Source organism: Microseira sp. BLCC-F43 (genome assembly GCF_041929235.1).
GTDB lineage: Bacteria > Cyanobacteriota > Cyanobacteriia > Cyanobacteriales > Aerosakkonemataceae > Microseira.
Genome location: NZ_JBHFNP010000131.1, coordinates 96,977 through 112,407 on the forward strand (window position 1 = coordinate 96,977; position 15,431 = coordinate 112,407).

Annotated in this window: 13 protein-coding genes; 8 read left to right on the top strand and 5 right to left on the bottom strand. The window is 45.4% G+C overall.

What is annotated here, in order from left to right:
• Positions 1–122: 122 nt before the first annotated feature.
• The 4 genes from ACE1CM_RS18520 (at position 123) to moaA (ending at position 3,259) form a co-directional block, all read left to right on the top strand.
• Positions 123–1,301, top strand: coding sequence for an RNA-guided endonuclease InsQ/TnpB family protein (locus tag ACE1CM_RS18520; protein ID WP_374879151.1), 1,179 nt, complete (start codon positions 123–125; stop codon positions 1,299–1,301).
• Between the two features lie 99 nt (positions 1,302–1,400).
• Positions 1,401–1,649, top strand: a complete 249-nt coding sequence (locus tag ACE1CM_RS18525; protein WP_374879153.1) for a hypothetical protein — start codon at positions 1,401–1,403, stop codon at positions 1,647–1,649.
• A complete protein-coding gene (locus ACE1CM_RS18530; protein ID WP_374879155.1) occupies positions 1,633–2,154 on the top strand; it encodes an MFS transporter in 522 nt (173 codons plus the stop codon). The genes ACE1CM_RS18525 and ACE1CM_RS18530 overlap by 17 nt, the downstream gene beginning before the upstream one ends.
• A gap of 115 nt (positions 2,155–2,269) precedes the next feature.
• A complete protein-coding gene (gene moaA, locus ACE1CM_RS18535) occupies positions 2,270–3,259 on the top strand; it encodes a GTP 3',8-cyclase MoaA (protein ID WP_374879156.1) in 990 nt (329 codons plus the stop codon).
• A 164-nt stretch (positions 3,260–3,423) separates the two neighbouring features.
• On the opposite strand, the gene rpsD is transcribed toward moaA, so the two are convergent.
• Positions 3,424–4,032, bottom strand: coding sequence for a 30S ribosomal protein S4 (rpsD, locus tag ACE1CM_RS18540; RefSeq protein WP_374879158.1), 609 nt, complete (start codon positions 4,030–4,032; stop codon positions 3,424–3,426).
• 240 nt (positions 4,033–4,272) lie between these two features.
• Between rpsD and ACE1CM_RS18545 the strand changes: the two genes are divergently transcribed.
• The 4 genes from ACE1CM_RS18545 to ACE1CM_RS18560 all read left to right on the top strand — a co-directional run bounded on the left by ACE1CM_RS18545 (position 4,273) and on the right by ACE1CM_RS18560 (position 10,361).
• Positions 4,273–5,091, top strand: a complete 819-nt coding sequence (locus tag ACE1CM_RS18545; protein WP_374879160.1) for a hypothetical protein — start codon at positions 4,273–4,275, stop codon at positions 5,089–5,091.
• A 167-nt stretch (positions 5,092–5,258) separates the two neighbouring features.
• Positions 5,259–6,236: a BMP family protein gene (locus tag ACE1CM_RS18550; RefSeq protein WP_374879161.1), complete on the top strand. Its 978-nt coding sequence runs from the start codon at positions 5,259–5,261 to the stop codon at positions 6,234–6,236.
• A 140-nt stretch (positions 6,237–6,376) separates the two neighbouring features.
• Entirely contained in the window at positions 6,377–8,929 is a 2,553-nt protein-coding gene (locus ACE1CM_RS18555; RefSeq protein ID WP_374879285.1) for an ATP-binding protein, read from the top strand.
• A 64-nt stretch (positions 8,930–8,993) separates the two neighbouring features.
• A complete protein-coding gene (locus tag ACE1CM_RS18560) occupies positions 8,994–10,361 on the top strand; it encodes a response regulator (RefSeq protein WP_374879163.1) in 1,368 nt (455 codons plus the stop codon).
• Positions 10,362–10,875: 514 nt separating this feature from the next.
• Here ACE1CM_RS18560 and ACE1CM_RS18565 read toward each other — a convergent pair.
• From ACE1CM_RS18565 to ACE1CM_RS18580, 4 genes are all read right to left on the bottom strand, one after another.
• A complete protein-coding gene (locus ACE1CM_RS18565; RefSeq protein WP_374879165.1) occupies positions 10,876–11,976 on the bottom strand; it encodes an ABC transporter ATP-binding protein in 1,101 nt (366 codons plus the stop codon).
• A gap of 156 nt (positions 11,977–12,132) precedes the next feature.
• The gene (locus ACE1CM_RS18570; protein ID WP_374879167.1) at positions 12,133–12,999 is read right to left on the bottom strand and encodes a carbohydrate ABC transporter permease; all 867 of its coding nucleotides are present in this window, start codon (positions 12,997–12,999) and stop codon (positions 12,133–12,135) included.
• Between the two features lie 44 nt (positions 13,000–13,043).
• Complete coding sequence (locus tag ACE1CM_RS18575) at positions 13,044–13,943, bottom strand: carbohydrate ABC transporter permease (RefSeq protein WP_374879168.1); 900 nt, start codon at positions 13,941–13,943, stop codon at positions 13,044–13,046.
• Between the two features lie 123 nt (positions 13,944–14,066).
• Positions 14,067–15,377, bottom strand: coding sequence for an ABC transporter substrate-binding protein (locus ACE1CM_RS18580; protein WP_374879170.1), 1,311 nt, complete (start codon positions 15,375–15,377; stop codon positions 14,067–14,069).
• Positions 15,378–15,431 lie beyond the last annotated feature (54 nt).

A 15,431-nucleotide genomic window follows, 5' to 3' on the forward strand; every position in this document is an offset into this window, starting at 1 on the left:
CGAGACGCTTTGCTCCCGCTAGCGGGAGATGGGCGGGTGGATGAGAAGGCGAACAAATTCCTTGGCTCGACCATTGGCTGACCTTGTGTTATCATGGTTAAGTAACTGCGATAAAAATTCTTGTGCTGAAGGCGGTCAAAGTCAGAATTTATCCAAGCATCGAGCAGCAGAGTCATTTGGCGCAAGCCTTTGGCTGTGTTCGTTGGGTGTGGAATCAGTCTCTGGCTACCATGTCCCAGATTTACCAAGAGACTGGGAAGGGCGTATCGGCTTTGACAATGAAGAAACAGATTCCAGTGTGGAAGACCGAGCATGAATGGCTGAAAGAATGCTATTCACAATGCCTCCAGTCGTCCATACTCAATCTGTCTCAAGCTTTTATCAACTTTTTTGATGGTCGGGCTGCGTATCCAACCTTCAAAAAGCGGCAGGGCAGACAATCGATGCAGTACCCTCAGAACGTTAAAATTCTGAGGGACTGTGAGATTAAATTCCCCGGCAATCTTGGAATAGTTAAGGCTAAAATTCATCGCGCTCTTGTTGGTAAGTTAAAGACTGTGACGGTATCTAGAATGCCTGATGGTCGTTACTACGCCTCGCTATTGATGGATGATGCTGCTGAATCTCTGACGACTAGCAGCGAAGGAAAAGCCATCGGTATTGACCTTGGGTTACTCGATTTTGCTGTTACCTCTGATGGGTCAAAATACCAAAACCCTCGGCATCTCAAAAAACACGATATCAACCTGAAGCGCAAACAGCGTCAGCTATCTAGGAAGAAAGATAAAACTACCAATAAACGACGCAAGGCTAAGCTAGCTGTAGCCGTCCATGGAAAAATAGCTAGAGTACGTGAAGATTTCCGACACAAACTATCCCGTAAGATAGTTAACGAAACAAGCGTGATTGTAGTCGAGAATCTGGCAGTAAAGAACATGGTAAAGAATCACAATCTGGCTAAATCCATCAGTGACGCTGGCTGGGGAATGTTCTGTACAATGCTCAAGTACAAAGCAGAAGCAGAAGGTAAAGTCTATCTAGAAGTAGGTCGATTTTTCCCATCATCCCACCTGTGTTCTGAAACATTACTGCCACTGCCAAAAATGGATCTGTCTGTGGGTGAATTTGACTGCCATCATTGTGGCAAGAGACACCACCGGGACATTAACGCGGCAATTAACATCAAAAATGAAGGCTTACGGATATTGGCGTTGGGAACCAGCGTTACTGCCCAAGGAGGCAATGTAAGACCAAAACAGTATGGGCGCAAGTCCACTGCTGTCCTTGGCTGTTGCCCTTGAATTGGGAAGCCCACACTCTACCCGATAGGGTGAGTGTGTGGTAGTTCACGAGTAATATTCGGCATCTTGAGTCTTGGCTGTCAGTTTTTTAAGGCTGATGTGAACCCCCAATTGAAACTGGGAACCAAAAACAAGCAGGAGCAGGAAAAGAACGGAGAATTCCGGATTACCAGTAATTTTTGCTGGTTTCTGCTTTATTTTAGCTTGTGGACTTTTGCCGTTAACGTCAGCAATCCGTTTTTCAACCTTTACATGCTGGATAATCTAGGAATCGATGTTAGCTGGGTAACCATTTATAACAGCTTAACCCCTGATACCTTGCTCTCTCCTTTTGCTGTGGTGGGGTAAGCTGGCAGACCGGATTGGCAATCGTTTGATTTTGCTATTGGTGGGTATGGTTGTGGCGGTGACGCCTGTATTCTGGTTGTTGGCTTCAAGCGATCGCATTTCGCTGTGGGTATGGTTGCCGTTGTTACACTTGCTGGGCGGTGGTACTTGGGCGGCGATCGATTTGTGCAGCAATAATATCCAGATGGATGTGGTACCGGCGCGCCATCAAGCCAGCTATTTTGCGATCGCCGCCGCAGTTGCGGGTGTTGCGGGTGCGATCGCGACTACCGCCCCTGGCTTTTTGGCTCAATTCGCCGACTACGGCGGTTTGCCGGGATTATTTGTCCTTTCGGGGGTGCTGCGACTGGTAGCTTTGATCCCGCTAATTTTTATCCGCGAACGGTGCAGTCAGCCTTTTAGTCACCTCATGCAGCTTTTACATCAAAAAATGCGTTCTTTGTTCGCTCCCCGCTGGCAACCCGTTCCCGTTCCCACAGCAGATCTGAGAAATCGGTCAAAATAAAGGCAATTGGTGATTGGGGAAGCTAATTTCAAATTTCAGATTTGAGATTGCAGATGGAAAAGCCCAATCTGCAATCTCAAATTACCCATTACCCATTACCCATTACCCATTTCCTATGAATCAGGTTGACTATCTCCGAATTAGCTTAATTGACCGCTGCAATTTTCAATGTCAATACTGTATGCCGGAAGGGTCGGATCTGGAGTATATTTGGCGACAGAATTTGCTGACCGATGAGGAACTGCTGACCCTAATGCGAGAGGTTTTCATTCCGGTAGGGTTTACTCGGTTTCGCCTGACGGGAGGGGAACCGCTATTGCGCCCCCGCGTGGTGGAGTTGGTGAGAGCGATCGCATCTCTCCCCCAAACTCAAGACCTCTCGATGACCACGAATGGCTTTCTCCTCGCTGCAATGGCGCAAGGTTTGTACGATGCGGGTTTGCGCCGCATTAATATCAGCCTCGATTCCCTCGACCCAGAAACTTTTGACAAAATTATCGGCAACCGGGGGCGTTCGCGCTGGCAGCAAGTCTGGGAGGGCATTCTAGCCGCTCACCGCGTCGGTTTTGACCCGCTCAAACTCAATGTGGTAGTAATTCCAGAGGTCAACGATCGCGAAGTGCTGGATTTAGCCGCGTTGACGATTGACCGCAATTGGCACGTCAGATTTATTGAATTTATGCCGATTGGCAATAACCAACTATTCGGCGATAAAGGTTGGGTGGCCTCGGCAGAGTTACGCCAACAAATCCGCGATGTTTTTGGCTTGACAGAATCACAAGTTCGTGGTACTGGCCCAGCGGATGTATTTCAGATTCCGGGAGCCAAAGGGACATTGGGATTTATCAGTCAGATGTCCGAGTGTTTTTGCGATCGCTGCAATCGCATGAGGCTTTCTGCCGATGGCTGGCTGCGTCCCTGCCTGTTAAACGAAACGGGTCAAATTGACCTCAAAAATGCTCTACGCGCTGGCGTTGACCCAGCCGAATTACGGGAAAGAGTCAGTCAGCTTTTAGCCATCAAATCAGAAATTAACTTCAAACAGCGATTTTCCGGCACAACGAAGGGTGTTTATACCCGCACGATGTCGCAAATTGGGGGCTAATTGCTAATTGCTAATTGCTAATTGCTTTTTTCTGACCATTCGCCATTAGCTATTAGCCATTAGCAATGCTGTTAGGCTTGAAGCGAGGAATACTCCTGGCAAATTGGCGGCTAATTGGTTTTTTCTCACCATTAGCCATTAGCTATTAGCCATTAGCAATTGCCTTAGGCTTGACGCGAGTAGTACTCAACGACCAGCAGTTCGTTAATCTGTAACGCGACCCATTCGCGTTCAATGATGCCGTTGACCTTGCCAACGAGCTTGTTTTTGTCAAACTCTAAATGGCTGGGTAGATTTGCCAATCCGGGGTATTGCAGATTTTGTTCTACCAACTTGCGGGAATTTTCCCTGTTTCTAACGGCGATAACTTCTCCCGCTCTGCACTGATAGCTGGGAATGTTAACCAGGCGACCGTTCACCGTCACGTGACCGTGATTGACTAGCTGACGCGCCGCCGGGATAGTGGGAGCCATCCCCATGCGGAAAACTGTGTTATCCAGGCGCATTTCCAACAGTTGCAGCAGCACTTGTCCGGTGGAGCCGGTGACGCGGCGAGCTTTACGCACGTAGCGCAATAGCTGCTTTTCTGTCAGACCGTAATTAAAGCGCAGCTTTTGCTTTTCTTCTAAACGAATCGCATACTCAGACCGCTTCTTGCGGTTCTGACCGTGCTGACCTGGTGGGTAACTCCGTCTGGGTGACTTGCGAGTTAAACCGGGTAGATCCCCCAGGCGACGAACTACTCTAAGGCGGGGGCCTCTATATCGCGACATGTCGCTTCCTCTCTGATCCTCTTAAAAATATTAGCCAGAATTTCGATTATAGCACTTTTACTTAGCTGGCGGTATGGGTAATGAGTAATTGGGAATGGGTAATTGGGAATGGGTAATGGGGGAGGGCAAGTAACATGAGTTATCCTGATGAACCAAGCATCCCTTGCCATCGACGGCAGGGGAGTTGTCAACAATGACCGAGATGATATGATTCGGAGCGTATTTTGAAATTAAACTACCATGGGAATGCCAATTGGCTCTCAGTTGCGAAGTGACCAAGAAGAAGCTCTGGTCAAGAAGATGGGGAGACAAGGAGTTGGGGAGACGCTCTCTTGCACCCTTCTCAAAATCGAAGCACTTGGTCTGAGACTCTCTCATTTATTCGTGGAGAAGAGAAGAGGACGGGGGGAGACGGGGATAGGGGGACGCGGGGAATACAACAAAAACTCGACCCGTCACCGCTCTCCCTTGTCCCCCCGTCCTCTTCAAGCGCTCTGGCGCAGTAACCTGTTTCGTTTAATTGCCTTTTGCTCTGCTCCCTTGGGGACGCTGTTGTTGAATGTTGGGATTTCCAGCAGTTCTATGGCGGCGACTCCCAAGAATGACTTTAGACTTTGTACCTCCGAATTGGTGCGGGCTCGCGTTTCGCCGGATGCGGCTGCAGATGCTTGTTCCGGTGTACTGTATCCTAAAGATTTAGCCGCCTGCGTCTATAGAATTAACCAGGAAACGAATATCGCCGCCGATAATGCGCTCCCCTGGTGTACTGCTGTGCGACGCCCTCGCGATCTCGCGATCTGCGTGGTTAATATTACTACTCGGACTCAAGGTACGGCAAGTGAAGTTGTTTTGGAGAGCTGTCGCCGCAGCTTGTTGCCGGTTCGCTATGCTGAGTGCGTGGTGGGATTAAATCGCGGTATCGATTTTTCTGCTAATCAAGCAATGGCTTACTGTATTGATGGTAGCGATCGCCCGCGCCAATTTTATCCCCCCGTTCCAGTGCCCCAAAATCGTCAGTCGGACCCGGTGAACATCCCCGTGCCTCAGTTGCGCCAGTAGTTGCTAGGCTACCATTGATGGTGCGCTTGATGGATGGCGAGTGCGATATGCCAAAGGCACGCGCAAGGAACGCCATCCTCGCGATCGATCAAGGATTAAATTAAACTATAGGTTTTTATTAAACCAGCGAAATGCGCCGAAAAAAATCTTTGACAAAATATGTAATCGTGAGTTTTCTCACTTTTATTCTCATCAGTTGTGGAGGCGCAAATACAGAAAAATCGCCAACTTCTGAAGATTTAGAACCCAAGATCGACTTCAGCGTGGCAATGGTTTTACCTGGCTTGATTAACGACAAAAGCTGGAGTCAGGCAGGCTATGAAGGATTAACGTTAGTTGAAAAAGAGTTTGGAGCAAAAATTGCTTATGTTGAAAACAGCCAGGGCACAGAAGCGGAAAAATACTTGCGCTACTTTGCTCAAGCCGATTTCAACCTGATTATCGCCCATAGTGGCGGTTATACAAGTGCATCCAAAACAGTGGCAAGTGAATTTCCCCGGATTAAATTTGCAGTTATAGAACCTTACGCAGGTAACAATAAAAATTTGGGCGGGATTGCCTTCCGTTACAGCGAAATGGGATACCTGACAGGGGTTGTAGCGGCGCTAAAAACTAAAACCAATCGCATTGCTTACATGGGAGGTGAGAAGTATACCAGCACCGAAGAAGAAGCGCTCGCCTTTGAACGGGGTGCTAAAGCAATTAATCCAAAAGTTAAAGTATTAATTAATTGGGTGGGCAGTTGGTTAGACGAGGACAAAGCAAAAACAGTGGCGCTAAATCAAATTGCTTCTGGCGCAGATGTGCTGGCAATTGATGCCGATAAGGCAGGGAATGGTGCTATAAAAGTCGTAGATCAAACAGCGGGAGTGTATGGGATTGGATGGGTTGAAGACCAGTATGCCCTAGCTCCTGGTAAAATTTTAACCAGCGTGATTCAGCGAATACCGTTGCTCATCTTCAACGGTGTTACCCTGGTGAAACAAGGACGTTGGGAGGGTAAGCTATACAGATTTGGGATGGGAGAAAAAGTTCATGAGTTAGCGCCTTTTCGGGGATTGTTAAGTCCCGCACAAGCAGCAAGGGTGAATCAGATTCAAGCTGATATTTTGAGTGGCAAACTAGACGTTTCAAGGGTAAATTGAACCCCGGAGGCAAGTTGCATCAAGAGGAATTAAGCCGCAAGGGTATATCCAGTTGGGGCCTAACGGCTTCAATTGCTAACCAAGTACGCTTTGGCTTAGTCTCTCTGGTAGTATCCAGCTTGTTGACTGCTGGGGGAATTTTGATTTACAAGAGCTGGCAAACGCAATTAAATCAGTCAAAATTGCTACAAATTGCGCGCTCGCAAACGGCGGCTGAAACAATCAATGCTTACATCGACGATTTACACAGGAAACTTGGTTACTTAGCTAGAATTCGCGGACTCACCGACCTGCCTCACGAGATCAAGCATAATCTGCTAGAAGGCTTAACCCGCCACAATGACGCCTACGAAATGGTAGCAATTATTAATCGTCAGGGCAATCCGGTCGCTGTTGTTTCGCCTTACGGTCTGGATGAACCGGGTAATCTGGCAAATTCTCCCGCGTTTTTGCGCTCCTTTACACAAAAAGAAGATTACGTCGCTCCCGCAGAAATTGACCGCAGAATTAACCAGTTAGTCACGACAATTGCCGTGCCAATCCGCAATCAAAAAGATGAAGTTGATGGAGTTTTAATCGCTAAAATTAATCTAAAATTTCTCGATTTTGTTGTGTCGCAAACCTCTGTAGGAAAAACGGGATATACTTACGTTATCGATCGTCGTAATGTTGTCATCGCCCAAAAAAATAATCACGAGGAAGACTTTAAGCTAGAAGACATTTCAGCTCGTCCGTTTATTGGGAATTTCGCGGATAGAGAAACAAAATCTCTCCTAGTTTATCGGGGGCTAAAGGGTGTGGAAGTATTGGGGGCAATCGCTCGAGTCAGAAGTGTAAACTGGAGCGTAGTTGTAGAATTGCCCACCGCCGAAGCTTACGCTCCCATCCGCAACCAAATCCTAGTAATGGTAGGCGCGCTTTCTTTAGCAACGCTGGGAGCAGTAGGATTGGGATTCTTATTTTCTCGACGGATTATTTCACCCTTAAAAAATCTCACCGATGCTGCTGCTCAAATTAGCGATGGGAATTTAGACGTCCAGGTAACTATTCAATTCCGTAACGAACTAGGCGTATTAGCTCAAGCTTTTAACCAAATGGCACACCAGTTGCGCGAATCTTTCAGTCAACTGGAAAAAACAAACGAAGAGTTAGAAATTCGCGTCGAACAACGCACAGCAGAACTAAAAGAAGCCAAAGAAGCGGCTGATTCTGCCAACCAGGCTAAAAGCGAATTTTTAGCCAACATGAGTCACGAATTAAGAACACCGCTCAACGGCATTTTGGGTTACGCCCAAATCTTACAACGCTCAAAAACTCTAGGCGAAAAAGAACTCAACGGCATCGGCATTATTTATCAATGCGGTTCGCACCTGCTCACCTTAATTAACGATATCTTAGACCTTTCTAAAATCGAAGCCAGGAAATTAGAACTCTATCCGACAGATTTTCATTTCCCTGCCTTTCTCCAAGGTGTTGCCGAAATATGCCGCATCAAAGCCGAACAAAAAGGCATCGCTTTTATTTACGAAACCAGTTCAAAACTGCCCACAGGTATACATGCTGACGAGAAAAGGCTGCGACAAGTATTAATTAATTTACTCGGCAATGCCATCAAATTTACCGAAAAAGGTAGCGTTAATTTTAAAGTAGAGGTAATCGATAATCATAACAATTCACCAATTACCTATTGCCAATTACCCATTACCAATTACCAATTACCAATTAATAAAATTCGCTGCCAAATCGAAGATACTGGCGTCGGTATAGGTTCAGAGCAATTAGAAAAGATATTTTTACCCTTCGATCAAGTAGGAGATAGCAAGCGACAGACAGAAGGAACCGGACTGGGATTGCCAATTAGCCAAAAAATTGTTCAATTAATGGGCAGTACTATCCAAGTAAACAGCCAACTCGGTGTTGGTAGCGTTTTTTGGATAGATTTGGATTTACCTGAAGCAGCAGAATGGAGACAAACTGCCACAGTTGTTGAACTAGGAAAAATTATCGGCTTTAATGGCAGAAAGCGGAAAATTTTGGTAGTGGATGATCGGTGGGAAAATTGCTCGGTTTTAGTCAATATGCTAGAACCAATAGGTTTTGAAATGGCAGAAGCAACAAACGGTGAGTCAGGGTTGGAAACAGCTATAAACTTCAAACCAGACCTAATTATTACCGACTTGGTAATGCCTGTGCTAAATGGCTTTGAAATGGTGCAACGCCTGCGTCAAATACCGGAATTTAAACAAGTGGTGGTTATTGCTTCATCAGCTAGCGTGTTTGAAACCGACCAATATAAGAGTTTGGAGGCGGGTTGCAACGATTTTCTTCCTAAACCAGTGCAAGCAGAAGCTTTACTGCAAAAACTACAGAAGTATTTAAACTTGCAATGGATTTACGAGGAATCCCTGATGCCAGGAATAACCGAGTTAAGGGAAAATCAAACTACCGTTTCTGCCAAATCCCAAATCCCAACTCACCAATTAATCACTCCGCCGCTAGCAGAAATGAAGCATCTACTTGAGTTGGCGATGAAAGGCAATATGAAAGCAATTATCCGAGAAGCGGCAAAATGGGAACAGTTGGATGAGCGGTTTGTACCGTTTACTGAACAGTTGCGTCAATTGGCAAAAGAATTTCAGGAAAAAGAACTATTGGAGTTGATTAGTCAATATATTAAAGACGAGAAAGTTTAGGGGGTTAATCAAAAATATGGTAAGCGAACGCCAGGTTTATGTAACGTCAGGAGTACAATCGTCTATGAACGGTGAATTAGCTGATGGAAATATCATTTTAATTGTTGATGATAATCCAGCAAATTTAGGATTGCTCTCCGATCTACTAGATGACGCTGGTTTTGAAGTTTGGGTGGCGCGAGACGGGGAAAGTGCAATCCGAAAAGTGGAATATGCCCTACCGGATATAATTTTATTAGATGTGATGATGCCCGGTATTGACGGATTTGAAACTTGCCGCTGCCTCAAGTCAAATCCCTTAACTAAAGAGATTCCCGTTATTTTTATGACCGCGCTTTCTGAAACGATAGATAAAGTTAAAGGTTTGAATTTAGGGGCAGTGGATTATATCACAAAACCGTTTCAAAATGAAGAAGTTTTAGCTAGGGTAAAGCTGCATCTGAAACTGCAAAAATTAACTAAAACACTCGCCGCACAAAACTTGCTGCTTAAACAAGAAATTAAAGAGCGCCATCATGCAGAAGTGGCATTGCAGCAGCTTAATCAAGAGTTAGAAAAGCGCGTAGAAGAACGAACGAAAGAATTGCAACAAGCCCAATTTAATTTAATTCAAAAACAAAAAATGTCTGCACTGGGTCAGTTAGTGGCAGGTGTGGCTCACGAAATTAACAATCCTATCGGCTGTATCACTGGTAATATTAGCCACGCTAAAAAATACATTCAATACTTAATTGAACATTTGAAACTTTATCAGGAGCAGTTTCCCAATCCAGGGGATAAAATTGAAGAACATGGGTCAGAGATAGATATAGAATTTTTGTTGGAGGACCTGCCCAGTCTAATTTCATCGATGAAAGTGGCAAGCGATCGCATTAATCAAATCAGTATTTCTTTAAGAAACTTTTCCCGTTCCGATACTGGTGCTAAAGTAGCAGTTAACATTCACGAAGGCATCGATAGTACCCTGTTAATTTTAAAGCATCGACTGAAAGCAAACGACAATCGCCCTGAGATTAAAGCGCTCAAAGAATATGGAGATTTGCCCTTGGTAGAGTGCTATCCCGGACCACTCAACCAAGTGTTTATGAATATTATTTCCAATGCGATTGATGCGTTTGATGAGTATAGCGAAAGTCATTGTTACGAGGAAATAGCAGCTAATCCCAATACTATTACTATCCGCACCGAATATTCAGCAGCGGCGCGGCGAGCGATCGTCAGGATCGAAGATAATGGTTTGGGAATGTCGGAAGAAGTCAAACAACGCATGTTTGAGCCGTTATTTACAACGAAAGGATTGGGGAAAGGCACGGGATTGGGTTTATCTATCAGTCGTCAGATAGTTGTGGACAAACACGGGGGTGAATTGAGTTGTATTTCTACTCCAGGAATTGGGACAGAATTGGTGATTTCGCTGCCGCTTTTCAGCTAAAAAAATAAGCCCGGAGTAACCGGGCTATAAATGTTAACCTGTTTGAGGAAAGGAAATTGCGACACCCAGCCTCTTGCCTTATAGGATGGGTAGGAGAGAGATTAATTTAATCATGACAAGCCTTTATGACTTTAATATGAAGCTGATGTGTCAATCCTGTAACGCTCTACTTAGAATCAGATGACCCCCAATATCCCTCACGCTGAAGCGTGGGACTATTGCATTCAAAGACCGCCTACGCGGTCTATACAATATTGGGGGTAATTAATCAGGATTTGTTATTACAAGCATAGCTTAGAAGGCAAAACTGGTTCGGATCGTGCCGACATAAATCAAGCTATTGTCAGCATTGTGTTCTGGATTGGTAAAAAAATATAACGTTAATTATGCCGTGTCCCAGGGATAACGTCTGTCGCATATGTAGGGACAAGGCATTATAGATGTCTGAAAAAAACAGATAACGTTAATTATGCCGTGTCCCTACTGTGTAAAACCCGCAATTAGCAATTAGCAATTAGCAATTAGCCATCCCCACTTGCCTTCTAGCAACAGCATCACCAGTCTGAACATCAAACCAGTGGATATGCTCTTGTCGTAATGCCAAAGTTATATTCTCGTCACTCCAATTCCGATCTGTTGGTAATAAAGCACGCACTGAAATTGGTTCTGCTTGTGAATTTGGAACTCGCACGCTGACCAAATAGTGCATCCCCAAATTTTCCACCAGATACACTCGACCGCGAATTGTGTTGGTATCTTCTGGTTGTGCAATGCGGACATGTTCCGGACGAATTCCTAAGACAATTTGCGGCAAAATTGTGGATAAATCCGGGACAGGAATGCGGGAATCACCTAGCATCGCGTAACTTCCTTGACAATGCAGCATCAGTAAATTCATCTGAGGACTGCCCACAAATCCAGCCACAAATTGATTCGCCGGATGGTTGTAAATGCGCTCAGGTGAATCTAGTTGTTGAATTAAGCCGTTGTTCAGCACCGCCACTTTGGTAGAGAGCGTCATTGCTTCGGTTTGGTCGTGGGTAACATAGACTACCGGGACATGTTGGGCGGCGAACAGTTCCTTGAGATCGGCGCGTACTCGTTCCCGCAGCAACGCATCCAAGTTCGAGAGCGGTTCATCCAACAAGAATACCTGGGGACGACGCACCAAAGCACGACCCACAGCAACCCGCTGTCTTTGTCCCCCAGACATTTGACCGGGTTTGCGGTTCATTAACTCTTCTAATCCCAGAACCTGTGCCACATCTGCGACGCGCCTTTGAATTTCTGCTGGTGGAGTTTTTTGCAATTTGAGTCCAGAGGCGAGGTTATCGTATACGCTCATGTGAGGATACAGGGCGTAACTTTGAAATACCATTGCGATATTGCGATCGCCCGGTCTTTTATAAGTAACATCCTCACCCCCAATCGAGATTCGACCGCGAGTTGGTTCCTCCAAACCTGCAATCAAACGCAAGATAGTAGATTTACCACAACCAGAAGGCCCAAGCAAGCTGAGAAACTCATCATTATCCACGGTTAAACTAACATCTTTAACCGGAATAACTTTGGGAGTATAAGTCTTATTTAAGTTTTTGAGTTCGAGTCTAGCCATTGTTCTATGCAAGGATTTTGGATGGAAAGATTTTGGATTTCTCGTTCCCAGGTCAAAGCAGGGAATGAATCATGGGAGGTTGAATTTCTCGTTTCTCGTTCCCAGGTCAAAGCAGGGAACGAATCTGGGAGGTTCCACCTCCATTAGTGCAAAACTCTATCCTTTGACAGCGCCAGCGGTCAAACCTTGGACAATCTTGCGTTGGAAGAACAAAACCAGTAAAACCAAAGGCAAGGTTCCCAAGACAGTCGCAGCGGCGAGCGGACCATAAGGAATTTCAAATACTGATGCACCACCTAACTGAGCAGCACCTACAGGAATTGTTTTCAGTTCTTCACGAGTCATAAACGTGAGGGCAAAGATAAACTCATTCCAGGCAAAAATAAACGTAAGAATCCCGGTGGTTACTAAAGCCGGAATTGTCATCGGCAGTAAGATTTCCCAGAGCATTTGAAACGTATTATAGCCATCTACTCTAGCCGAATCTTCCAAATCTTTTGGCAATTGCTGGAAAAAGCTCCGCAGCACCAAAATTGTCAGAGGTAAATTGATGGCGGTGTAGGGAATAATCAGCGCCAAATAGTTGTTGCCCAATCTCAGCGCTTGGATAATTTCCAACAGTCCCAAGAACAACAAAATACCTGGAAATAAAGTAACAATCAGGACACCTGCGAGGATAACTTTTCCACCCCAAGGGCGTAACCTTGCCAGAGCGTAAGCAGCAGGCGCTCCAATTGCTAAAGCAACGGCAGTGGAAGTAATCGATACAAAGGCACTATTTAAAATATAGCGCCAAAACGGACGACGGGTGAATAATTCAATGTAATGATTGAAAGTGTATCGAGTCGGAACATAGACAGTAGGAACGGCGGCAATATCTTCATTTACCTTGAATGAAGTTAGCAATTGCCATAAAACCGGCGCTAGACAGAATAGGACAACGGCAATTCCTAACAACCTCAAGATTTTTTTCCTGTTGATTTTGGACTCTCTTGTTGGGCGTTTTTGTGGGATTACAGTCATAATTGTTTTGGTTGATTCGGGGGAAATTAGCTAGTAGCAAATGACTAATAACTGATGCGAGATTTGTTTAGCAAAAAGCTGGCGAACGCAACTGCTGCAACCAGCAACATAAATGTCACCACAACGAGGGCTGCACCATAGCCAAAATCTAAGTAGCGCATCACTGTAGAATAAATATACAGCGACACTACTTCCGTCGCGCCTCCAGGGCCACCCCCCGTCATTACAGCAATCAAATCGAAAATTCCGAAAGCTTGAGCAAACCGAAACAGCAAGGCAATTAATATTTGCGGCATCAGCAATGGCAGGGTAATTCGAGTAAAGTTTTGCCAAGGAGTTGCGCCATCAATTGAATGGGCTTCGTAGAGGTCGGGAGAAATTGATTGCAACCCAGCTAGCAGCAGAATACTAATAAACGGCGTAGTCTTCCAAACATCAGCAAAAATTACAGCCAACATTGCCAAAGTTGGGTCGCCTAACCAGTTAATTCCCGTGCGAATTAAACCCAACCTCAGTAAAATATCATTCACTACTCCAAATTGGTCGTTAAAAATCCAAGCCCAAGCTAGACCAATTAAAGCAGTGGGCAAAGCCCAAGGTATAATAGCCGTCGTGCGGACAAAGCCGCGTCCAAAAAACTTCTGATTTAAGACTAAGGCAATTCCCAGTCCTAACAATAGTTCCAACACAACCGATGCCGACGTGAATATTGTTGTCTGCCAAAAAGTTTGCCAGAAACGACCGTCCCCCGCCATCCGCGCGTAATTATCAAAACCAGAAAAGACAGGTTGTAACTTCGTTCCCAAATTTTGAGTAAATAAACTCAACCAAAAAGCTCGTCCAATTGGATAAGCGAAGACAAACAACAGCAGCAACAATGCGGGTATTAATAATATCCAGGCTGTCCGTTGTTCCCGACCTCGAATTGTATGTATGTTAACCATTTTGAATTTTGGATTTTAGATTTTGGATGGTAGATTGTAGTAGATTGTAGGGTGCTCTCTTCGACAGCGTAACGCACCGTTGTTGGTGTGGTGGTGCGTTACGCTACCGAAGAGAGCACCCTACTAGCTAGCCCTTAAAAGTCGCCGGGTTTCATTTGCAGCAGATTGCATTGCACTTTCAGGACTGATTCTGCCTGTTAGTGCAGCACTAAGATAGCGTTGCAAAATATCGGATGTTTGAGCATATTGAGCAATAGGCGGACGTAAAACTGCTTTATCCACTACCTCTAATAGCTGCGGATAGTGGGGGTATTTGGCAACAACTTCCGGGTCTGTAAATAATTCCCGTCTGCTGGGAACATAACCAGCGGTTAAAATAAATCGACGCTGTGCTTCGCGACCAGTAAAATATTGAATTGCTTTCCAAGCTGCTTCTGGATGGCGAGAAGATTTAGCAATTCCTAAACCCCAGCCTCCCAAGCAAGCTGCACCACTTTGACCGGGTGCGTGAACCATTGGTTGAATCGCAATTCTCCCATTAATTGGTGAAGATTCTTGATTGGCTAAAGGCCAAACATAAGGCCAACTCCGCAAAAAGACTGCTTGACCGCTTTGGAAGAAACGTCTGGTTTCTTCTTCTTGGTAAGTTGTCACCCCTGGTGGGGAAACACCCTCTTCAACGGTGTCGCGGAGAAACTCAATTGCTTTTAAGGTTTCTGGTCTATCTAATCCCACTTCCAGGGTATTGGGATTGACCCAAAAGCCACCAAAACCTTGAAGAACTTCGATAAACATTGCCACCAATCCTTCATATTGGCGACCCTGCCAGACATAGCCCCAATTCGCTTTTCCTGCCTGTTTTAAGGCTTGGGAAATTTGCATCAAATCCTCAAACGTTTCTGGAGGATTTAATCTTGCTTGTCTGAGCAAGTCTTCCCGGTAGTAGAGCATTCCGACATCGGAACGCATGGGAATTCTGTAGAGTCTGCCTTCGTAACGTCCCCCTTCTACATCTTTAGCCGAAAATGCTGCTAATTCTTCTGGGGAAATTCGGTCGGTGAGGTCTAATAACCACCCAGCAGCAGCAAATTTGGGCGTCCAGATGACATCCATATTGATCAGGTCATAAGGAGATTCACCCAAGATAAAAGCCGAGGTATAGAGGTCTTCGAGCAAATTTGTGGCATTTGGTCCTTCGATAATATTGATGCGAATGCCTGGATTTTCAGCCTCGAAGTCTCTGACTATACGTTGTTTCCAAGGTTGGGCATCGGGTGCGGTCATCAACAGGTTCAGGGTGACTACCTGCTGGGCGTATACTTTCCCAGCGAAAACTATAATGCCTAAGAAAACAGCCAGAAGAAAGCCCAGCAGGCGGGGAAATCTCCATCGTTTTAAGATTTTCTGTAGGTTTTGTGGCTGACGATACAACATTGTCAAAAAAATTCAATTATCTTAATCAAGGGGGTTTCAGGTTGCTCCCTGGAT